General features: G+C 35.2%; 18 protein-coding genes. 14 read left to right on the top strand and 4 right to left on the bottom strand.

Going from position 1 to position 22,043, the window contains the following annotated elements; all coding sequences use genetic code 11:
- Positions 1-31: 31 nt before the first annotated feature.
- The 3 genes from AB8P06_RS01245 to AB8P06_RS01235 are packed head-to-tail and all read right to left on the bottom strand — an operon-like array spanning position 32 to position 3,741.
- The gene (locus tag AB8P06_RS01245) at positions 32-1,468 is read right to left on the bottom strand and encodes a WG repeat-containing protein (protein WP_369836797.1); all 1,437 of its coding nucleotides are present in this window, start codon (positions 1,466-1,468) and stop codon (positions 32-34) included.
- Between the two features lie 39 nt (positions 1,469-1,507).
- Entirely contained in the window at positions 1,508-2,182 is a 675-nt protein-coding gene (rsmI, locus tag AB8P06_RS01240; protein WP_369836794.1) for a 16S rRNA (cytidine(1402)-2'-O)-methyltransferase, read from the bottom strand.
- 2 nt (positions 2,183-2,184) lie between these two features.
- Positions 2,185-3,741, bottom strand: coding sequence for a DUF8457 domain-containing protein (locus AB8P06_RS01235; RefSeq protein WP_369836791.1), 1,557 nt, complete (start codon positions 3,739-3,741; stop codon positions 2,185-2,187).
- 60 nt (positions 3,742-3,801) lie between these two features.
- Between AB8P06_RS01235 and AB8P06_RS01230 the strand changes: the two genes are divergently transcribed.
- The 7 genes from AB8P06_RS01230 to AB8P06_RS01200 all read left to right on the top strand — a co-directional run bounded on the left by AB8P06_RS01230 (position 3,802) and on the right by AB8P06_RS01200 (position 13,673).
- On the top strand, positions 3,802-4,392 hold the full coding sequence (locus AB8P06_RS01230; RefSeq protein WP_007840560.1) for a thymidine kinase: 591 nt from the start codon (positions 3,802-3,804) through the stop codon (positions 4,390-4,392).
- Positions 4,393-4,557: 165 nt separating this feature from the next.
- Entirely contained in the window at positions 4,558-7,005 is a 2,448-nt protein-coding gene (locus AB8P06_RS01225) for a bifunctional UDP-N-acetylmuramoyl-tripeptide:D-alanyl-D-alanine ligase/alanine racemase (protein ID WP_369836788.1), read from the top strand.
- 2 nt (positions 7,006-7,007) lie between these two features.
- Positions 7,008-9,164 (top strand): patatin-like phospholipase family protein, encoded by a 2,157-nt coding sequence (locus AB8P06_RS01220; RefSeq protein ID WP_369836785.1) that lies wholly within the window; start codon positions 7,008-7,010, stop codon positions 9,162-9,164.
- A 4-nt stretch (positions 9,165-9,168) separates the two neighbouring features.
- Positions 9,169-9,579 (top strand): rRNA maturation RNase YbeY, encoded by a 411-nt coding sequence (gene ybeY, locus AB8P06_RS01215; RefSeq protein ID WP_369836782.1) that lies wholly within the window; start codon positions 9,169-9,171, stop codon positions 9,577-9,579.
- Between the two features lie 112 nt (positions 9,580-9,691).
- The gene (gene mnmG, locus AB8P06_RS01210; protein WP_369836779.1) at positions 9,692-11,554 is read left to right on the top strand and encodes a tRNA uridine-5-carboxymethylaminomethyl(34) synthesis enzyme MnmG; all 1,863 of its coding nucleotides are present in this window, start codon (positions 9,692-9,694) and stop codon (positions 11,552-11,554) included.
- 113 nt (positions 11,555-11,667) lie between these two features.
- Complete coding sequence (locus AB8P06_RS01205; RefSeq protein WP_369836777.1) at positions 11,668-12,489, top strand: class I SAM-dependent methyltransferase; 822 nt, start codon at positions 11,668-11,670, stop codon at positions 12,487-12,489.
- 314 nt (positions 12,490-12,803) lie between these two features.
- Positions 12,804-13,673, top strand: a complete 870-nt coding sequence (locus tag AB8P06_RS01200; RefSeq protein ID WP_369836774.1) for a C1 family peptidase — start codon at positions 12,804-12,806, stop codon at positions 13,671-13,673.
- 68 nt (positions 13,674-13,741) lie between these two features.
- Here AB8P06_RS01200 and AB8P06_RS01195 read toward each other — a convergent pair whose 3' ends face one another.
- Entirely contained in the window at positions 13,742-14,932 is a 1,191-nt protein-coding gene (locus AB8P06_RS01195; protein ID WP_369836771.1) for a phosphoglycerate kinase, read from the bottom strand.
- Between the two features lie 553 nt (positions 14,933-15,485).
- Between AB8P06_RS01195 and rpiB the strand changes: the two genes are divergently transcribed.
- The 7 genes from rpiB (at position 15,486) to tsaB (ending at position 22,036) form a co-directional block, all read left to right on the top strand.
- Positions 15,486-15,920 carry a ribose 5-phosphate isomerase B gene (rpiB, locus tag AB8P06_RS01190; protein ID WP_369836768.1) on the top strand — a complete coding sequence of 145 codons (435 nt, stop codon included), beginning with the start codon at positions 15,486-15,488 and terminating at the stop codon, positions 15,918-15,920.
- A 246-nt stretch (positions 15,921-16,166) separates the two neighbouring features.
- Positions 16,167-18,317: a ribonuclease R gene (gene rnr / locus AB8P06_RS01185; protein ID WP_369836765.1), complete on the top strand. Its 2,151-nt coding sequence runs from the start codon at positions 16,167-16,169 to the stop codon at positions 18,315-18,317.
- Between the two features lie 150 nt (positions 18,318-18,467).
- The gene (locus tag AB8P06_RS01180) at positions 18,468-19,154 is read left to right on the top strand and encodes a LysE family translocator (RefSeq protein WP_369836762.1); all 687 of its coding nucleotides are present in this window, start codon (positions 18,468-18,470) and stop codon (positions 19,152-19,154) included.
- Positions 19,151-20,080, top strand: coding sequence for a S66 peptidase family protein (locus AB8P06_RS01175; RefSeq protein WP_369836759.1), 930 nt, complete (start codon positions 19,151-19,153; stop codon positions 20,078-20,080). Before AB8P06_RS01180 ends, AB8P06_RS01175 begins: the two co-directional genes overlap by 4 nt.
- Positions 20,081-20,093: 13 nt before the next feature.
- Positions 20,094-20,465, top strand: a complete 372-nt coding sequence (locus tag AB8P06_RS01170) for a YraN family protein (RefSeq protein ID WP_369836756.1) — start codon at positions 20,094-20,096, stop codon at positions 20,463-20,465.
- A gap of 72 nt (positions 20,466-20,537) precedes the next feature.
- Positions 20,538-21,287, top strand: a complete 750-nt coding sequence (locus tag AB8P06_RS01165; protein ID WP_369836753.1) for an SDR family NAD(P)-dependent oxidoreductase — start codon at positions 20,538-20,540, stop codon at positions 21,285-21,287.
- 68 nt (positions 21,288-21,355) lie between these two features.
- A complete protein-coding gene (tsaB, locus tag AB8P06_RS01160) occupies positions 21,356-22,036 on the top strand; it encodes a tRNA (adenosine(37)-N6)-threonylcarbamoyltransferase complex dimerization subunit type 1 TsaB (RefSeq protein WP_369836750.1) in 681 nt (226 codons plus the stop codon).
- Positions 22,037-22,043 lie beyond the last annotated feature (7 nt).

The following is a 22,043-nucleotide window of genomic DNA, read 5'->3' as shown; positions in this document are numbered from 1 at the left end:
AAATTATGACTGTTTTTGCTTTGTATAAAGATTACTCGAAGAATATTTTTCCTTTCTGCGGAGTGAAATACAGATATTCGGAATCTTTCATTTTAGTCAGTTTTATTCCTTTCCTGTCTGTAGAATATTTATCGTAGATCACCTCTTTTAAAGGCTCTCCCTTATGGTTTGTCAACCCGAATTTATTTCCTTTCTGTACAACAATTTCATTTTCACCCAGAAAAGTAACAATATCATCATACATGAATGGGATAACCTCATTTCCGTCTTCATCAAGCATTCCATAAAGATTTTCCCTGTTCTTGCAGATAATTGCCGGATAAAACTGAAACGGTTTTATGGAAGCAATATTTTTAAGCTCTGTATAAGATTTGCTTTTGGGCGAAAACTTATAGAAAATATCATCCTTTTTTACAATTAAATTATCAAAAAATACTTTTTCTATCTGATAACCTTCCTCCAGAATATTTTTTAAGTCTTTGTCTAAAAGCTGTTCTTCATTCTCTTTACTCACATACAGATAGTCTTCGCCATCAATTTTGAAAGCTTCCACCACATCAAATTCTTTGGGAAATACTACTTCGCCATTGGTTTTAAGCACGGCAATTTTTGGATTCTTATCATCCTTCAGGCTTTTAAACAAGCCGTCAAATAAGTGGTTTACATAATGGAAATCAGTAGGATAAACCTTTTTTTCAGCTTTAGAAAAAATGTTTACTTTATTATCTTTAATCAGATAGATGTATTTTCTTCCTACGAAAGCCTGTTCATAAATTTCATCAGCCATCACAGCCTCATTTTCATCTACGATCCCATATTTATTTTTGGTGATATCTTTTGTTACGAGGAAAGGAAAACCATTGATGTCTTCAATATTATGATTTGAAATCCGGCTTAAAGTTTTTCCGTCACTGTCAATAATTTCTCCTTTCCCTGCTCCGTCTGTAATAAATACCCTGCCTTTGTAAAAACGAAGATCTTCATCAAATGCCCTGTCAGAAACCTGTTTACCATCATAGTTATAAATGAACCAGGCCCCATCCTTCTTTACAAAAATCCTGTTTTCACTGGCAAATTCTATTTTATCTGATGATGGAATCACCTGTTTTCCGTTGTAATCATAGACGCTTTCATTCCCCGCCTTAGAATAGATCAACCTGTCTTTATTCTCCCAGGTTCTGTATTTGAAATTATCCAACGGAATTAGTTCAGTCCCCTTTTCATCAATCAAAGCTGTTTTCCCTTTAAAACTCCCGTCTTGCCCTTTTAAAATAAATCGATTCCAGGATAATCGTGAAATTTCGCTTTTAAAAGAATCATTGAAAGTAATATTGCCCAGAGAATCGACAATCCCGGATCTTCCAGTCTTGGAGTCATTGATAATCCCATATCCTTTTGTGTAGAAATGAACTTCTTTGCCTATTTTTTTTGATAACAGAATCTGGGTGTACTGATCAGTCTGTGCCATACAGACCGATGAAAATAATATAAAAACTAGCTTTTTCAATTAAATAGAATTATTCACGATGAGAACAATCTCGCCTTTCAGGGTTTTACTTTTAGAGAATTCAATTAACTCATTGATGGTCCCTCTTTTGGTCTCTTCAAACTTTTTAGAAATCTCACGGCTCAGGCTCACTTTGGTTTCTTCCCCGAAAAATTCTTTGATCTGTTCAAGAGTGGTGTTTATTTTATGCGGACTTTCATACAAAACGATGGTTTTCTTTTCTTCAGCAAGTTGCTTCAGTTTTGTCTGCCTCCCTTTTTTCTGGGGAAGAAATCCTGCAAACAGGAATTCATTATTCGGAAGTCCTGAAACGACCAAAGCCGGAACAAAAGCTGTTGCACCGGGAAGACAGATCATTTCAATATCATGGTTTGCACCTGCTTTTCCGAGTAAATAGCCGGGATCCGAAATTCCCGGAGTTCCCGCATCAGTAATCAGGGCGATATTCTGGCCGCTTTTAAGGTCAGCAATTACCTTTTCTGTGGCCTGATGCTCATTATGTAAATGATAAGATTTTAAAGGTTTTGAAATCTCGAAATGCTTTAAAAGAATTCCTGAGGTTCTTGTGTCTTCACACAAAATATAGTCCACTTCCTTCAGTACATTTACGGCTCTGAAAGTCATGTCTTCTAAATTTCCGACGGGTGTCGGAACGAAATATAAAATACCGCTCAAAATTATAAGAATTTATTTTCTACCAATACCCATAATCTCTGGGCATATTCATCTACTTTACTCCAGTTTCTGGCATAATAAAGGTCACTCAGATATTCTTTTGCTTCTTCCAGTGTTCTGAAACTATTGAGGTCTGTAATCACCTCATTCAGTTCAGACTGGCTACCTCCGAATAATGTTTTTGAAAAAGCAATTCTGTCATTTAAATCCAGTTTAAATTCAGGCTTTCGCTTTTCAGCTTCCATAAAATCTGTTGGTATATTTGTTTTCAGAATGCTTCCTGTATCTTCTTTAATCACGGGTTCTTTCTTTTCCTGAGGAACTTCTCTTTCCAGAGGGTCATCGTCAAAAAGGGTCTGAACCGCTTTTAACCCTTTGATATTTGCCAGCTTAATTTTTTTCTCCTGGTTATAGGCTTCTAAATTTTCAAAGTTTTCGTCTGAAGCAGGTTTTTCTTTTTCTGTTTCAGCATGAGGCTTGTTGATCTCTACAATTTTTCTCCTTTCATTCTCCTCTTCTGCTACCGCTTCTTCATGTTTTTCTTCTGTTTGGGCCTCATTTTTTATTTCATTCAGAATATTTTCAACATTAGATGTTTCATTTACCATTTCGCCCTGGCTAATGCTGATGTTTGAAGCAATAAACTGCTCTTCATTTTCTTCAATTAAAATCTCTTCATCCAAAAGTTCAGTATCGAAAATACTCGGGATTCTTTCTACTACTTCCGGAGTTTCATTCGCTTTTTCTGCTTCTGGTTCAAAACTAAACTGAATTTTTTCTTCTTCTTCAAAAGATCCGGAATTACTATTGTCATCATCGGAAAGCTCATTTTCAAACTCATCGATTTCATTCAGCTGGTTGGTAAAAATAACCTCTTCTTCCGTTGTCTCCTGGCTAAACATTTCCTCATCAATATCCTCATGGGTTTCAGGTTCTGAGTCTGCAAGTATTCTTTCTTCATCCACAAAGCTGAGAATGCTTCCTTCATAATCCGAAGTTTCATTTTCATCAATTTCATTTAGCTGATTATTAAAAACAGCTTCTTCCTCTGTAACATCCGGTTGAGATTTTCTGTCTTCAAAATTCTCCTCCTTCTGTTCTTCTGAGTTTTCTTCAACAAAACTGATGATATTCTCGTGGTACTCATTTTCAACAATTTCGTTCAACTTATTATTGAAAATGGCTTCTTCTTCAGCAATTTTATTTTCAGAATTCTTTTCATAAGCCGTGTTTGAATTCTCATTTTCGTCAATCTCATTGAATTCATTATTAAAGATCGCCTCCTCTTCGGTAACGTCATTATTCGTTTCCTTGCTTTCAAATTCAGAGTTGATAAAAGAAATATTCTGTCCGTTTTCGACTGTTTGGGTTGAGTTATCTGTTACAAAAAACTCAATATTTTTTTCCAGCAGCCTCAAAAAAGAAATCCTGTTAGCAAGTTCATCTACAAGATCTTGCTTGGAAAGTAATTCGTCAACATTATTTATTTTCTCCAGAATATCAATGATATTCTTGGATTCAAAAAAAATCTTTTCCTTTAAATCTTGGATATTCTGCATATAAGATTCTTGTTAAAATTGCTTACTTTTGATGTTAAAATATTACGGCTAATTTAACAAATGTTTTTAGAAAATACAATTAATCATTCCAAACAAAGTGGTTGGATGGAAGTTATTTGTGGCTCTATGTTTTCCGGAAAAACCGAAGAATTGATCCGAAGACTGAGAAGAGCTGAAATGGCGGGGCAAAATGTGGAAATTTTTAAACCAAAATTGGATACCAGATATTCCGATGAAGATGTGGTATCCCACAATCAGAATAAAATTCGGAGCACGGCAGTGGAAAATCCCAACGAAATTCTTTTGCTGGCTTCCAATTGTGATGTTGTAGGGATTGATGAAGCCCAGTTTTTTGATGAAAGCATTGTAGAAATTGCCAATCAGTTGGCCAACAGTGGAATAAGAGTCGTTGTTGCCGGTCTTGATATGGATTTTTTAGGACGTCCTTTCGGCCCGATGCCTAATCTTATGGCTACCGCTGAATATGTAACAAAAGTGCATGCTATTTGCAAGAGAACAGGTAATTTAGCTAATTACTCTATGAGGATTACACAGGGAAATAACCTCGTGGAATTGGGCGAAACCGAAAGCTATGAAGCAGTAAGCCGAAGGGTTTTTATTGATGAAGTACTTTCAAAAAAGAAAAAATAAAATTAAATTTATACTTAAGTTAATCATAAAAACGCAAATTGTTTAATATTTTGTGCTTTTAAGATGTAAGAATTTAATCAGCTTTATGGTTGAAGTCTTTCATTGTGATTAATGAAAATTTAAAGGCTAAAGCAATTTCGCCTAAAAATAAGCAGAAGGATATTAATGAATTATACAGTACACCAAATTGCAGAAATCACCAATGCCGAAATTATTGGAGACAGAGATTTAGTTATCAAAAACATAGCTTTCGATAGCAGAATTATCTATTCAACAAAAAATACAGCATTTATTGCGATTAATACTAAAAAAAATTCCGGAGAAAAATTTATAGAATCGGCGATTGACAGAGGAATAAACGTTATTATTTCAGAACATCAATATCCGCAGTTTGAAAATATAACATGGATATTGGTTGAAAATTCTGTGGAATTCCTTCAGAAACTGGCCAAATATCATTTTGAGCATTCCCATCTGAAATCTATCGGGATTACAGGAAGTAACGGGAAAACCATTTTAAAAGAATGGCTGTACCAATGCCTATGGAATGAATTTCCTACCATCAAAAGCCCGAAAAGTTTCAATTCTCAGATCGGACTTCCCCTTTCCCTGCTTCAAATTAATGATACCCATCAGCTGGGAATTTTTGAAGTCGGAATTTCCAAGCCTGATGAGATGCAGAAACTGGAAAATATTTTTCATCCTCAGATTGGCTTATTAACTCATATCGGAACTGCGCACGCTGCCAATTTTACCTCCGAAGAAGAATTAATCAGTGAAAAAATTAAACTTTTCAAAGATTCTGAAGTGATTATTTACAACGGCGATAACCCGTTGGTTGAATATAAAATAAAACAACTTTATTCAAGTAAAAAATTAATTTCTTACGGCTTTAAAAAACACAATCAGGTTTCCATCAAAAATAATATTTCCAAAGAAGAAGATATTATTGTAGAATATTTTGATGAGGAAATCAGCTTTCCCGCTCATCAAAGGGATGAAGCCACTTTAACGAACGCTTTAGCCCTTCTTACCGTTCTGAAAGAGCTGAACATCGAAAATCAGAAGATCGTCGAAAAAATCAACTCTTTAAAAGCCATAGAAATGAGGCTTGAAGCGATTGAAGGAATTAAAGGCAATATCATCATCAATGATTCTTTTAATCTTGATCTCGATTCTCTGAAAACTGCCTTACAGTTTTTAAACGAATATAATAAACCCGAAAAATCATTGGTTTTAACGGATATTGTCGGGGTAAATTCCAATTCTCAGGAATTGTATGAAGAGGTTTCCGAGCTTGTAAATGAACAGAAATTTGATTCCGTTTTTCTGATAGGTGATGAAATTACCAGATTCAGCCATCTTTTCAAATCTAAAACATTTACTTTCATAGATACTCATGAACTTATTGAAAGTAAGCATCTTACCGATATTGAAAATCAGATCATCCTTCTGAAAGGAGCCAGAAAATTTGAGATTGAAAAGCTTAAAGACCTTCTTGAGCTCAGAAAGCATGATACCGTTCTGGAAATTAATCTGAATGCTATTCTTCATAATATCAATTACCATAAATCTTTACTAAAACCCGGAACCAAAGTGATGGCAATGGTAAAGGCCAATGCTTATGGTTTGGGAAGTTATGAGATTTCAGAATTCTTACAGCATCATCACATTGATTATCTTGGGGTTGCCTTTGCCGATGAAGGGGTTGAGCTCCGTAAAAAAGGAATCACCACTCCTATCGTTGTGATGAATCCTGAGCAGCATAGCTATGACACTATTATTCAGTACAACCTGGAACCGGAAATTTACAGTTTCAGAGTGCTTGACCTGTTTTATGAAGCAGTTCAGAAATCAGGATATGATAAAAAATACCCAATTCATATCAAGCTGGAAACCGGAATGCATCGTCTTGGTTTCAAAGGATTTGAATTGGACCAGCTCAGTGAAGCTTTAAAAAATAAAAATGTAAAAGTTCAAAGTATTTTCAGCCATCTGTCGTCTTCAGATGTACCGGGTGAGAAAGAATTTACTTTAAATCAACTGGAAATTTTTGATAAAAACTCAGGCTATTTGATTGAAAACCTTGGCTATCAGCCTATCCGACATATATTAAATTCCTCAGGAATAACAAGTTATACTGATTCTCAATATGATATGGTGAGAATTGGGATAGGAATGCTAGGAGAGTCACCAGATAGTGAAATACAGAAACAGTTACAGTCTACCGTAAGCTTTAAAACGGTTATCTCCCAGATTTCATTCGTAGAAAATGGTGAATCTGTAGGTTATAGCAGGAAATATAAAGCAGATCATTTAACAAAAATAGCAACAATACCTGTCGGCTATGCAGATGGAATCCCAAGATTAATAGGGAATCAGGTTGGGAATGTAGGCGTAAGCAAAATGCTTGCTCCGATTGTAGGGAATATCTGTATGGATATGATGATGATCAATATAGACAATATCCCCAACGTAAAAGAAGGTGATACCGTTACTGTTTTTAATGCAAAACCAAGTCTAAAAGAATTCGCAGGCTATTGCAAAACGATAACCTATGAAGTGTTAACCTCCATTTCGCCACGGGTGAAACGGATTTATGTAAAAGATTAACTATGAGAAAACTCCTTGCTCTTTTATTTGTATTTCAATTCCTTTTGGCCAATGCACAGGTAAAAAAGGATCTGGTAATTCCTAAAAATCCTAAGATAGGACTTTCGCTTGCCGGAGGAGGAGCTAAAGGTTTTTCTCACGTCGGAGTACTTAAAGTGCTGGATTCATTGGGTATTAAAGTGGATTATATTGCCGGAACCAGCATGGGAGCCATTGTAGGTGGTCTCTATGCCTCAGGATATTCCGGAAAGGAAATAGAAAAAATTGTAATGGATACAGACTTCTATTCTTTAATTATGGATCCCAAATCCAGACAGGAAAGTACTTTTTTCAATAAATCGGTCGATAAATATTTATTATCCATTCCCTTAAAAAACGGAAAAATTACCCTTCCTTCATCTATCAGCACAGGACAGAAGAACGTGTATCTGCTTAAAGAGCTATTTAAAAACGTTTCCAATATTAATGACTTCTCAAAGCTCCCTATTCCGTTTATGTGTGTAGCAACCAACCTGGAAAGCGGGAATATGCAGATTTTTGAAAAAGGAGACCTTGTACAGTCTATTATGGCGAGTTCTGCCTTTCCTTCATTAATGGATCCTGTGAAAATAGGTGACAGTATTTATATTGACGGGGCAATGTCGGTAAACTATCCCTCGAAGCCGTTAAAAGACAAAGGAATCGATATCGTCATCGGTGTGGACCTTAATCAGGATCTTTCAAAAAGAGAAGATTTAAACAACATTATAACGATTTTAAATCAGGTCATTGATTTCGGTATCAAGAAAGATACAAGACGACAGTACAAATATACCGACATTAATATCAAACCCGATCTGAAAGGTATGACTGCCACGAGCTATGATGAAAAGAAAAAAATACTGGATAGCGGCTATGCTGAAGGCTTAAAGTATACAGCCGTTTTAGATCAGCTTCCCAAACGGCCATTTGACCGCCTCAGGCAGCAGATAAACCCTATTTATTCCAATGTATATAAGATAGACAGCATTGAACTGGTTGGAAGCAAAATTTACGGTAAAAACTATGTATTAGGAAAAATGGGGTTACGTCTCCCCTCTTTGCAAACCTACGGCAGTATTAATAAAAAAATTGATAAGCTTGTTGCCACCAATAATTACAAATTCATCAATTATGATATCGTAACTGAGAATGACGCCAATTATCTCAAGCTGTATGTTACCGAAGATAATACCCGACATTTTTTAAAATTCGGGTTACATTATGATGAAATTTTTAAAACAGGTTTATTATTAAATTATTCTGCAAAACGTCTTCTCTTTAAAAATTCCAGTCTTTCTCTGGATGTAATTGTAGGAGACAAACCGCGGTACTATTTAAACTATTTTATAGATAACGGGTACATTCCCGGTTTTGGAATTTATTCTTCAGGAATGAGCTTTGATGTGAAGGACGTTAATAATTACATTACCGATAAATGGGAGTGGTTTAGAAACGAAGCTTACATCCAATCTGTATGGAAAGATAAGTTTGCAGTAGGCGGTGGTATAAGCTACGATTATTTTCAAGCCGAAATCAATAATACAAACTACAGATCCAACCGCTTTTTGAATCCTTATATTTTTATTAAAAGCGATACACAGAATGACCGGGATTTTCCTACAAAAGGAATATATATTTCCGCGGAAGGGAAGGTAATCGATTTATTAAAATCCGAGGTTGAAAAAAGACTGGTACAGATAAAAGCTGATATCAGAATTAATATTCCTCTTACAAAACAGTTCTCTTACCGTCTTAATCTGTATGGCGGAGTTACCATTGGTGAAAACCTTCCTCCGTTTTATCAATACAGATTGGGAGGAATCTTTGAACAGAATATTGTTAATTTCAAAAACTTTGCAGGGTTCTATTTTGCACAGCTCAATACCAATAATGTAGTATTAGTTTCAAATGACCTTCAGTTCAAATTCAATAAAAATTATTTTGTGAGTGGAAATTTCTCCTTCGCAAATCTTTCGGATGATGTAACTTTTGAAGATGCAGTAAAACTAAATTACAGTTCCTTAGGAATCACAGCTGGTTATAAATCTCCCTTCGGACAGATCAGATTTAATTTCAGCCACTCACTTAAAAACAATCAAAAAGGCATATTCAGTGTTATTTTAGGACACTGGTTTTAAAACAATGATACAATTCTTTTACGAAAATTTACCGGAATCGGTAAATACAGATTATCAAAAATGGCTGGAAGACATCATTCTTTCAGAAGAAAAAAAACTGGGTGAAATCAGCTATATATTTTGTGATGATGAATACCTTTTAAAAATCAATCAGGATTATTTGCAGCATGATTACTATACAGACATCATTACTTTCGATTATGTAAAAGGCAAAACAATAAGCGGAGAGATTTTCGTATCTTTGCAGCGCATTTCGGATAACGCTTCTACCCTATCCAAAAACTATGAAGAAGAACTGAGAAGAGTTTTAGCTCACGGAATCCTTCATCTTTGCGGATATAAAGATAAAACTGAAGAAGAAGAAAAAGGAATGCGGGGAAAAGAAGATTTTTATTTAGCAAAATACAATAATTAAAAGCTGAATATTGCCTTATATAGGCACTTTTAAACCCTATTTTAAATTAATGTTTCACGTGAAACATTAATAGCAAAGATTAAAATTTAAGGCTTAAAACAAGCAATATAAAATGATTTCAGAAATATATGATGTAATCGTAGTAGGTGCCGGCCACGCAGGTTGTGAAGCAGCAGCAGCAGCAGCCAATCTGGGTTCAAAAACCCTGCTCGTTACAATGAATATGCAGACCATCGGACAAATGAGCTGCAACCCGGCAATGGGAGGCATTGCAAAAGGACAGATCGTAAGAGAGATCGATGCAATGGGAGGCTATTCAGGAATTGTAGCAGATAAATCTGCTATTCAGTTTAAAATGCTGAACCTCTCAAAAGGTCCTGCTATGTGGTCTCCCAGAACACAGAACGATAGAATGCTTTTTGCTGAAGAATGGCGTTTAGCATTGGAAAACACTCCGAATCTTGATTTTTTTCAGGATATGGTAAAACAGCTTATTGTAGAAAACAATAAAGTAACAGGCGTTGTAACTTCATTAGGAATACAGATAAAAGCAAAATCAGTTGTGCTTACCAACGGGACATTTCTTAACGGATTGATTCACGTAGGAGATAAACAATTAGGCGGCGGAAGGATGGGTGAACCAAGAGCGTTTGGAATCACTGAGCAATTGGTTTCTTTAGGTTTTGAAGCAGGAAGAATGAAAACTGGTACTCCACCGAGAGTAGACGGAAGAAGTCTGGATTATTCTAAAATGGAAGAACAGAAAGGTGATGAAAAACCTCAAAAATTCAGCTATTTAGATACTCCTAAATTAACCAAACAACTAAGCTGCCATATTGTGTACACCAATGAAACCGTACATGATATTTTACGTGAAGGTTTTGACAGAAGCCCTATGTTTAATGGGACAATTCAAAGTTTAGGACCAAGATACTGCCCAAGTATTGAAGATAAAATCAATCGTTTTGCAGAAAGAACGAGACATCAGTTATTTGTAGAACCTGAAGGTTGGAAAACTGTAGAGATCTACGTAAACGGTTTCAGTTCTTCACTTCCCGAAGATGTTCAGATCAAAGCGATGAAGCATATTCCAGGATTTGAGAATGTAAAAGTATTCCGTCCAGGCTATGCTATTGAATATGATTACTTCCCCCCTACCCAATTAAAGCATACCTTAGAAACAAAACTGATCGATAACCTGTATTTTGCAGGTCAGATCAACGGTACCACAGGATATGAAGAAGCAGCAGGACAGGGCTTAATAGCAGGCATAAATGCCCATAATAAGGTTCATGATAAGGAAGAGTTCATTCTTAACAGAGATGAGGCTTATATCGGGGTTCTAATTGATGATTTAATCACAAAAGGAACAGAAGAACCTTACAGAATGTTTACATCCCGTGCTGAATACAGATTGCTTTTAAGACAGGATAACGCTGACATTAGATTAACTGAAAAGGCTTATCAGCTTGGCCTTGCAAAAGAAGACAGATTAAGAAGAGTAAATGATAAAGTAGCTAAAAGTCAGGAACTTGAAACCTTCCTACGAGAAACTTCTTTAAAGCCTGGTATCATTAATCCTATCCTTGAATCTGCTGAAAGTAACCCTGTAGATCAGGCCTATAAAGCGGCCCAATTCCTCACCAGGCCTAATATTACATTAGAAAAACTGGATCATATTGAAGCCATAAAAGAAGTAACTTCCACTTATGATGAAGAAATAAGAGAGCAGGCTGAAGTAAACATCAAATATAAAGGTTATATTGAAAAAGAAAAGGAAAATGTAGCCAAGCTGAATCGTTTGGAGAACATTAAAATCCCTGAAGACTTTGATTATACAAAATTATCAAGTCTTTCTGCTGAAGCCAAGCAAAAAATGACTAATGTAAAACCAAAAACAATTGCTCAGGCCGGCAGAATAAGTGGTGTTTCACCAGCCGATATAAATGTTTTACTGGTCTATTTAGGACGTTAATTAAAACATGTTTCACGTGAAACATCTATAAAATAAAAGCAAAAATTAAGGTATTTATGAGCTCTTTTTAGAATTCTGAATATCTTAATTTTTAATTTAAAAGAAATTGTTAAATGAAAATTAAAGATCATTTTCTATCTCAGGAAATATTTGAAATCAAGGAAACAGAAATAAAAGGAGTTTTTAAAACCTCCCCTATTCCATCCAATATTTCTAAATATTATGAAAGTGAAGATTACATTTCACATCATCAGGATTCAGGAAGTATTAAAGAAAAGCTTTATAAATTTCTACAATCTTTCAATCTTCAGTATAAAAAAACTATCCTTATCGACAGAATAAAAAAAGGATCAAAAGTGCTGGATTATGGCTGTGGTGCTGGAGAATTTGTAAAATATATTGAGAATGATTTCGAAACTTTTGGATTTGAACCGGATTCTGATGCCAGAAAAGTAGCCCAAACTAAGATTTCAAAAGCAAGCATTATTGATAACCTCAGCAACATTGAAAATGAAAGCTTAGATACAATTACCTTATGGCATGTTTTTGAACACATCGAAAACCAGGATGAAATGCTCAATATATTTCATGATAAATTAAAAGAAAAAGGGTTACTGATTATCGCAGTTCCCAACCCTACTTCATATGATGCAAAACATTATAAAGAATATTGGGCAGCTTACGATGTACCCAGACACATTTATCATTTTTCCAAAAACGGTATGGAAAATTTAATTTCAAAGAAGCCAAACTGGAAAATGAGAAAAATAAAACCTCTGGTCCTCGACTCCTATTATATCTCCATGTTAAGCGAAAAATATAAAAAATCACCTCTTTTTTGGCTAAAAGCAGTCCTTCATGGAACGATTTCTAACGCAAAAGCCCTTTTTTCTAATGAATTTTCGAGTTTGATATACATTATCGAAAAAAAATAGAAAATCGATTTTTAAGCTATTTCTGAAGGTCAATTTTCAGCTATTTTGAGTAATAAATAAAAATCCAGAGAAGTTTCTCTGGATTTTTTAATTATTCAATTTTATCTTAATAAAAAAAGTATAATGAAGTTTTCAAAAAAAAAAATTTTGCGTATTAGAAATAATAATTAAAAAAATACTTAAAAATTAAATAATAAATAAACAAAATCAATAAAATATGTTAAATAATTACCATTATGATATTTTATATGAAATAAATATTAAATATTTATGAATAATTTATATTTTTAACAATGTTAATTAAAAAAACATTTATGAAAAATTTAAAAATTATTTTGGCTTCTATAACATTTTTAGCCATCACATCTTGTGATAAATCCGATGAAGAACTAACTTCTGTACCACAAGAACAGCAAATTCACGCTATGGGTGCAAAATTTGTGGATGAAGCAACTTACAAGTCATTTCAAGAAGCAGATGTTGACGCTTTAGTAGCAAAGTATAAGGGAAATAACTCGAAGGTATTGCCATCAAGCTTCTTTGTAACAGGACAACCTTCTATCGGTGATCAGGGAAATGAGGGATCCTGTGTAGCATGGGCAACAGCATATGCTGCAACCAGTATTCTCGAAGCAAATTTTAGAGGAGTTACACAAGCCAGAAGCCCTGAATATGTATACAACCAGATCAAACTAGGGTCATGTGATGGTGGTTCTTATACTTCAAATGGATTAAATTTAATTAAAAATCAGGGAGTATGCAGCATGGTGGAAATGCCTTACAATGATACCGAGTGTAGTACACAGCCTACTACTTCACAAAAGACTGCAGCAAGTACTCATAAACTAGTAAGCTGGGCAACGGTAAGCAACTCCAATATCACAAATATAAAGAATCTTTTAAGTGCCAATCTTCCAATAGTTATTGGTATTACAGTGGATGAGGAATTTAAAAATCTTAAAAATACTGGCTGGATATTAAAAAAACGTTCAGGAAAAGTTCTTGGTGGGCACGCTATATGTGTTGTAGGATATGATGATGCAAAGCAAGCTTTCAAAATCCAAAATTCTTGGGGTACTTCATGGGCTGATAACGGATATTTCTGGATAGATTATACTCTCTTTGCAAAAAATCAATACTTGGGAGGTGTAGTTAAAGAAGCGTATGTAGCTTATGTTCAATAAGTATCATTAAATAAAACAAAAACCAGTTCTGTTTGAACTGGTTTTTTATTATATCTAATTATTATATATCAATTGTTAATAGCAGCAACTCCCGGAAGTTCCAAGCCTTCCAGACTTTCAAGCATCGCACCACCACCAGTAGAAACATAGCTTACTTTATCACTGTAACCGAATTGCTTAACAAAAGCAACACTGTCACCTCCGCCGACTAAAGAGAAAGCGCCTAGTCTTGTAGCTTCTGAAATACTATCTCCCAACGCAACAGTACCTGCAGCAAAGTTTGACATTTCAAAAACTCCGATTGGCCCGTTCCATAGAATAGTTCTTGAATTTAAAAGAACATCATTAAACTGGTCTCTTGATTTCTGTCCTGCATCCAATCCCATCCATCCTTCAGGAATAGCATAAATATCTACTTCCTTCCGGTCTGCATCATTATTAAACTCTTCAGCAATAATGACATCTGAAGGAAGATATACTTTTACATTATGCTGTTTCGCTTTTCCTAAAATCTCAAGAGCTAAAGGCAGCTTATCTTCTTCGACCAATGAATTTCCAATCTTTCCTCCCAAAGCTTTAATAAAAGTAAAAGCCATGCCGCCACCAATAATTAAATTGTCAACAGCTGGTAAGATATTTTCTATAATGGTAATTTTAGTTGAAACTTTAGACCCTCCAAGTATCGCTGTAACAGGCTTTTCTCCGCTTTTCAAAACTTTATCAATAGCCTGAAGCTCCTTAGCCAATAGTAAACCGAAAAATTTAGTTGATGGAAAATATTGAGCAATGACAGCCGTAGAAGCATGTGCTCGGTGAGCTGTTCCAAATGCATCATTTACATAAGCATCAGCCAATTCAGACAACTGTTTTGCAAATCCTTCATCTCCTTTTTCCTCTTCATTATGAAAACGTAGATTCTCCAATAATAAGATTTCGCCGGGCTTAAGTTCTGAAGCAGCATTTACAGCCTTCTCTCCGACCGATTCTTCAACAAATTTAACTTCCTGTCCAAGAACATCAGAAACTTCATTTAAAATATGCTTAAGAGAAAACTCATCTTTTACTTCTCCTTTTGGCCTTCCCAAGTGAGTCATTAAAATTACAGACCCTCCGTCTTTAAGAATTTTATCAACAGTTGGTTTTACTGCCATAATTCTCGTATTATCTGTAACTTTAAGCTGATCATCCTGCGGAACATTAAAATCTACTCTTACCAGGGCCTTCTTATCTTTAAAATTGAAATCATTGATTGTTTTCATAAATATCTTTGAATTTTCGTTTCACAAATGTAAGATTTTAAACTTTTGCAAAAGATCAAATACCGCAAAAGTTTTCAAAAAAATTCCCACAAACCCCTTACCCACCTATCAACAATATTTTTCTCTTTTATAAAAAAAGAATGATAGTTGTTGTTGAGTGATGTGAGTTTAGGGGATAACTTTCTCTAAAAAACTTGATAACATTAAATTTGTTTTAAATTCATAATTAATTAACAATATAATTTCTTGAGAATCTGATTTTTCGAGTACTTATTAACAAATATTGATAACTTTTAAACAACCCTTTTATTAATTTCGTCTTTATGGAAAAACCAGAGATTACTCCCAAAAAAGATTTTGAAAGTTTTGTGAAAAATTTTTGGTGATGACTTTCATTAGTATTTTATTTTGAATTAAAAAACACAGAGTTTACGAAAGTTTTCCACAGTTATTCACAATGCTTTTAACAATTAACCAGTGAAAAACTAACAATTCATATTTTAATACTTAAATTTGTAGTGAAATAAAATCTAAAAAGTTTAATACTACAATTATGAAAAGAAAAATTGCTCTTGCAGCTGACCATGCAGGTTTCGAATATAAAGAGATTGTTAAAAAACATCTTTCGGAACAATTTGAAGTTCAGGATTTTGGAACGTTTTCCACAGACAGTGTGGATTATCCTGACTTTGTACATCCTGCGGCAACTTCTGTAGAGAATGGAGAAAACGAATTGGGAATTCTTATATGCGGAAGTGGTAACGGTGTTCAGATCACGGCCAACAAACATCAGAAAATTCGTTGTGCACTTTGCTGGATGCCTGAGATCGCATCATTGGCAAGACAACATAATGATGCCAATATGATTTCGATGCCGGCAAGATTCATTTCAAAAGAGCTGGCTCTTGAAATCGTTGACAAATTTCTTTCAACTGATTTTGAAGGCGGAAGACATCAGAACAGAGTTGATAAAATCGCATTCTGCTAAAATATAAAGGCTTGCAAGTCAATTTGCAAGCCTTATTTATTTTTATTTCGTATCTTTGCAGTGTCAATAGAATTTACCAGTCTATTATTCCCATTTAAACCTGTAAAAAATATTAAACCATATTTAATAAAAGGTTTTTCTCCCCTCTTCTCCATATTTGTATTAAATTTATACAGAACTAAAACTACCGTTATTAAAAGTTCGGAAGGAAAATTGATGTAGTTGCATTAAACAATAACTTAAAAAATGAAAAAAAGAAAATATATAAGTCAGAAAAATGACCATAGACTCATGGAGATCGGAAGATTGATCCTGAGGTTTATGAATGAAAATTCGTCGAAGATCTATAATTATAAACAGATCGCAGACGGAATAGATTATAAAAACCCAAGACAGAGAGAGCTTGTAATTCAGGCTTTACATAAACTTCAGGCTGCTGAAAAAATTAAAGAAACAGAAAAAGGAAAATATATAGTAAACCTTAAGATTGCCGGAACTTTAACCGGGATTATCGATTTCAATCAGTCGGGCAATGCATACGTGAATGTTGAAGGACTGGAAGATGATGTTTTCATCCATTCCAAAAATGTGAAAGATGCCTTACAGGGTGATAAAGTTTTAATTATTACTTATCATTATAAAGGTAAGAAGCTGGAAGGCTCGGTCCTTGAAGTTTTAGAAAGAGGAAGAACAGAATTTGTAGGAACCTTCCAGGTAGTGGCTCACAAAGATTTCGGATTCGTGGTTTGCGATAAAAAAACGATCAATACGGATATCTTTATTCCGAGAGGGAAATTCAACGGAGCTGAAGATGGAAATAAAGTGATCGTCAAAATGACGGAATGGAAACCAGGAGATAAAAATCCTGAAGGTGAAATCATCAAGGTTTTAGGAGCTCCGGGAGAGCATGAAACCGAGATCCACTCTATCCTTGCCGAATATGGCCTGCCTTATCAGTTTCCGGAAGAAGTTGAGAAAGATGCCGATAAAATTGACAGAAGAATCACAGACGAAGAAGTGGCAAAACGTTGGGATATGCGTGAGATCACGACTTTCACCATTGACCCGAAAGATGCAAAAGACTTTGATGATGCATTGTCTATCAGAAAACTGGAAAACGGTAATTGGGAAATCGGTGTTCATATTGCAGATGTTTCCCATTATGTAATTCCGGGAACTCTTTTGGATGATGAAGCCTATGACAGAGCTACTTCCGTATACCTTGTAGACCGGGTGGTACCGATGTTACCGGAAGTTTTGAGTAATGATGTGTGCTCCCTTCGCCCTAATGAAGATAAATATACTTTCTCTGCAGTTTTTGAACTGAATGATAACGCCGAAGTTCAGAAACAATGGTTCGGAAGAACGGTAATCCACTCAGACAGGAGATTTACCTATGAAGAAGCACAGGAAAGAATCGAAACGAAAGAAGGTGACTATGCAGAAGAGATTTTAGTTCTCGACAGATTGGCAAAGATCATGCGTGCAGAACGTATCAGAAAAGGGGCAATCACTTTTGACAGAAGTGAAGTAAGGTTTAACCTGGATGAAAACAATGAACCGGTTGGTGTTTACTTTAAAATAAGCAAAGATTCCAACCATTTGATCGAAGAATTTATGCTTTTAGCCAACAGAAAAGTTTCTGAATTTGTTTCATTGTCAAGAAGAGGAGAAATCAGTAATAATACTTTCATTTACAGGGTTCACGATGATCCGGATCCGGCAAAACTGGAAGCATTGAGAGATTTTGTTTCTACATTCGGATATAAAATGGATCTTGCCAATACCAAAAAAGTCGCGGAATCTTTAAACCGTTTGCTTCACGATGTAAAAGGAAAAGGCGAAGAAAATATGATTGAAACGCTTGCGATGAGAAGTATGAGCAAAGCGGTTTATTCTACAGATCCGATCGGGCATTACGGATTGGGGTTTGAATATTATTCTCACTTCACCTCTCCTATCCGCCGTTACCCGGATTTGATCGCACACCGTTTATTACAGCATTATCTTGATGGCGGAAAATCTCCGAACAGAGAGGAAATTGAAGAAAAGGCAAAACACTGCAGTTCCATGGAAAGGCTGGCTGCCGATGCAGAAAGGGATTCTATCAAATTTATGCAGGTGAAATTCATGGAGAAACACCTTGGAGAATCTTTCAACGGGGTAATTTCCGGAGTTGCAGAATTCGGTTTCTGGGTAGAAATTCCTGAGAACGGTGCAGAAGGCTTAATCAAGTTAAGAGACCTGGTAGATGATTCTTATGTTTATGACAAAGCCACTCACGCAGTGTACGGCTCAAGAACAGGAAAAAGATATCAATTGGGAGATCAGGTGAGAATAAAAGTGGTGAAAGCCAATTTAATCCAGAAACAATTGGATTTCAAGATTGTTGAATAAAGAACAGGAAATTAAATTATAAGACTGCAATTATTGCGGTCTTTTTATTTTTACAGCGTTTTCAAATTTGCTGTTTAAAGTCTAAAAGAGAAGGATTTTATATGCTAATAGAAATATAATTTTTAAATTTGGAAGAGAAACAAATTTTAAATGTTTGAACTTGTACTTTCTGCTGTTATATTAGGATTCATGTTGAGTCTAGTTTTTATCGGCCCGATATTTTTCCTGTTAATAGAAACCAGCTTTTCAAGAGGTCCCAGACATGCTCTGGCCTTAGATGTAGGAGTGATTACAGCAGATTTGTTATGCATTATCGCAGCGTATTATGCCAGTGCAGATTTAGTTAATCTCATAGATAAGCATCCGGGATTTTACAGGATCACTTCCATTCTTATTTTTGTATACGGAATTGTGATGATGGTGACAAAAACCAAAATGCATATGCCGGGTGAAGAAAGAATTATTAATCAAAATTACTTCAAAACTTTCATCAACGGGTTTTTCTTTAATCTTCTGAATGTCGGAGTTATTCTTTTCTGGCTGGTTACCGTGATTTCAGTGAGAAATCAATATCCGGATACCGGTAATTTCATACTGTACATTGGTCTGGTGATCGGAACTTACCTGTGCATTGATCTTGCAAAAATATTTCTGGCGAAACAATTTCACGATAAATTAACACAAAAATTAGCCAATAAGATCAGGAGGATCGTTGGTGGAATTCTTATCATTTTCAGCTTCTTTATCTTTTTACAGAGCTTTAAAAAATTCAATCAGTTTGACAAGCGTTTAGAAGAAGCCGAAAAGACCGAAGTAAAATTTCAAAAAAACAAATGAAAAAAAATATATTTCCGCAACCTCTTAAAAAAGGGGATAAAATTGCCGTTATTTCACCCGCAGGCGCTGTAGAAACATCACAGCTTGAAAAAGGAATAGCGATGATTAAAAGTAAAGGTTTTGAACCTGCTTTGGGAGAACATCTTTATACTAAATTTTCAAACGGATATAATTATGCGGGAACTGAAGAGCAAAGAATAAAGGATATCAACTGGGCTTTGAATGATCCGGATATCTCTGCAGTCTGGGCTTCCAGAGGCGGATACGGATGTCAGCATCTGGTTCAGCACCTGAAACTTAAAAACTTTATACAAAAACCGAAATGGTATATCGGATATTCGGATAATACCGTTATTCAAAGCTATTTATTGAAAAAAGGCTTTGTTTCCATTCATGGGCAGACCATTAAAACTTCAAGTTTTGGAGTGACGGAAGAAAGCTATGAACTTATTTTTGACATCCTTAGAGGAAAAAGCTCGAAATACAGTCTGCAATCTCATCAGCTAAACCAAAAAGGGAATATTGAAGGAGAATTGATAGGGGGAAATTTAGCTCTTATCTATGCCCTTCTGGGAACGAAATATTCATTTGATTTTAAAGATAAAATTTTATTCATTGAAGATATCGGCGAAAACTTTTATGCTTTGGACCGGATGATTATGAGCCTGGAATTAGCCGGGGTTTTCACTAAGATAAAAGGTTTGATTGTCGGCGGAATGACCAATATGGGTGATGAAAAAGACAATAAGCAATATGAAGAAAGCTTTGATGAATTTGCCTACCAACTGATTTCTGAAAGAATTTCCAAATATAAATTCCCTGTAGTTTTTGGTTTTCCAAACGGACATATTAAAGACAACAGGCCATTAATCATTGGCGGAAATGTAAAGATGAACGTCAAAGAAAAAGTTGAAATTAAGTTTTAACAGAAATTGATAAATGGCAACTCACAACGATTTCGGGAAAAAAGCTGAAGATGCAGCGGCTGAATATTTACAGAAAAACGGCTACAAAATTTTAATCAGGAATTTCCGTTTTCAAAAAGCTGAAATTGATATTATTGCCGAAAAAGACAATTTGATTATCATTACCGAAGTCAAAGCACGTTCTACAGATGCTTTTATTCTTCCCCAGGAAGCCGTTACAAAAAGTAAAATAAAACTGATTGTTTCTGCTGCCAATCATTATCTGGAAGAATTTAATAAAAACAGCGAAGTGAGATTTGATATTATCTCAGTACTTCCCGACCCGAAAGGAAATTTAACGATTGAACATATTATCGATGCTTTTGAAGCATTTGATGCTAATTAATTTAATGTAACAATATAGCAGTGTACCAGTTTACCAGACATTGTTGTATTGATTGAAATTTCACATTTACGTATGAAAACAATATTAGTAACCGGAGCTACATCCGGAATAGGAAAAGCTACTGCAGAACTTCTTGCGAAACAGGGAAACAGAATCATTATCTGCGGAAGGAGAACCGAAGTTTTAGAATCATTAAAAACAGAATGGTCTGCCTTTGCAGAGATATTTACCCTGAAATTTGATGTAAGAAATCTCGGAGAGGTTGAAAACGCCATCTATTCTCTTCCTGATGAATGGAAAAATATCGATGTTTTAATTAATAATGCCGGAAATGCACATGGTTTGGAACCGCTTTCAGACGGGAATACAGAAGACTGGGACTCAATGATCGATGGGAATGTAAAAGGGATTTTATATGTGTCTAAAACGATTATTCCGGAAATGAAAGAGAGAAATTCCGGACATATCATCAATATCAGTTCTGTAGCGGCAAGACAAACTTATATAAATGGGGTTGTGTATTGTGCCACAAAAAAAGCAGTAGATGTTATTTCTGAGGGAATGCGTCTTGAGCTGACAGAATTTGGGGTAAGAGTGACTAATATTCAGCCAGGAGCTGTGGAAACAGACTTTTCACTGGTCAGATTCAAAGGAGATAACGAAAGAGCAGCTACGGTTTATGCAGGTTATGAGGCATTAAAGGCAGAAGATATTGCAGATGCGATCGCTTATTGTGTGAATGCTCCGAAACATGTTACCGTTTCAGATATGACGATCTATCCAAGTGCTCAGAGCGAGCCCAGAACGATCTACAGAAAGTAGTCTGGAAATAATGAATTAAATTTGCAAAATATTCATGCGATTTTTGCCAATTAGTTTAAAATAAAAAAATGAAAATTTTATACCTCGAAACATCTTCCAAAAACTGTTCGGTAGCTATTTCCGATAATGAAAAGCTTCTGTGCCTCAGTGAAGAGGTTTCCGATAACTATAAACAGTCTGAAAGCCTGCATACTTTTGTAGAATGGGCTTTGGAAGGAGCCGGAATTTCCATGAAAGATATTGAAGCGGTTTCGCTGGGAAAAGGCCCGGGTTCATATACAGGATTAAGAATAGGCGCAGCTTCCGCAAAAGGTTTCTGTTACGGATTGAAAATTCCTTTGATCTCGGTAAATTCTCTGGAAACGATGATAGAGCCTTTTTTAAAGCAGAATTATGATTTTGTGATCCCTTTAGTCGATGCAAGGAGAATGGAGGTTTATATAGCCGTTTATGACGGTGAAACTGGGGAAGAAGTCTCTGCGACTGAAGCGAAGAGTTTAGATGAAAATTCTTTTGAAGAGTTTAGAGATAAAAAAATCATTTTTGTAGGTGACGGAGCTAAAAAAGCAAAAGAGGTCCTGCAGCTTCCAGATGCTGACTTTAATGAAGACATCTACCCTTCTGCTCGATATTTAATCAAAAGAACGATAGAGAAAATAGAAAATAAAGAGTTTGAGGATATTGCTTATTTCGAACCTTTTTACCTGAAAGATTTCCACGGAGTAAAGAAAAATAAAAGCGAAGATTAATCTTCGC

The sequence above is a fragment of the Chryseobacterium tongliaonense genome, from assembly GCF_041224435.1.
GTDB lineage: Bacteria > Bacteroidota > Bacteroidia > Flavobacteriales > Weeksellaceae > Chryseobacterium > Chryseobacterium tongliaoense.
The sequence above is the reverse complement of the archived record's forward strand: the minus strand, read 5'-3'. Positions and strand labels throughout refer to the sequence as shown.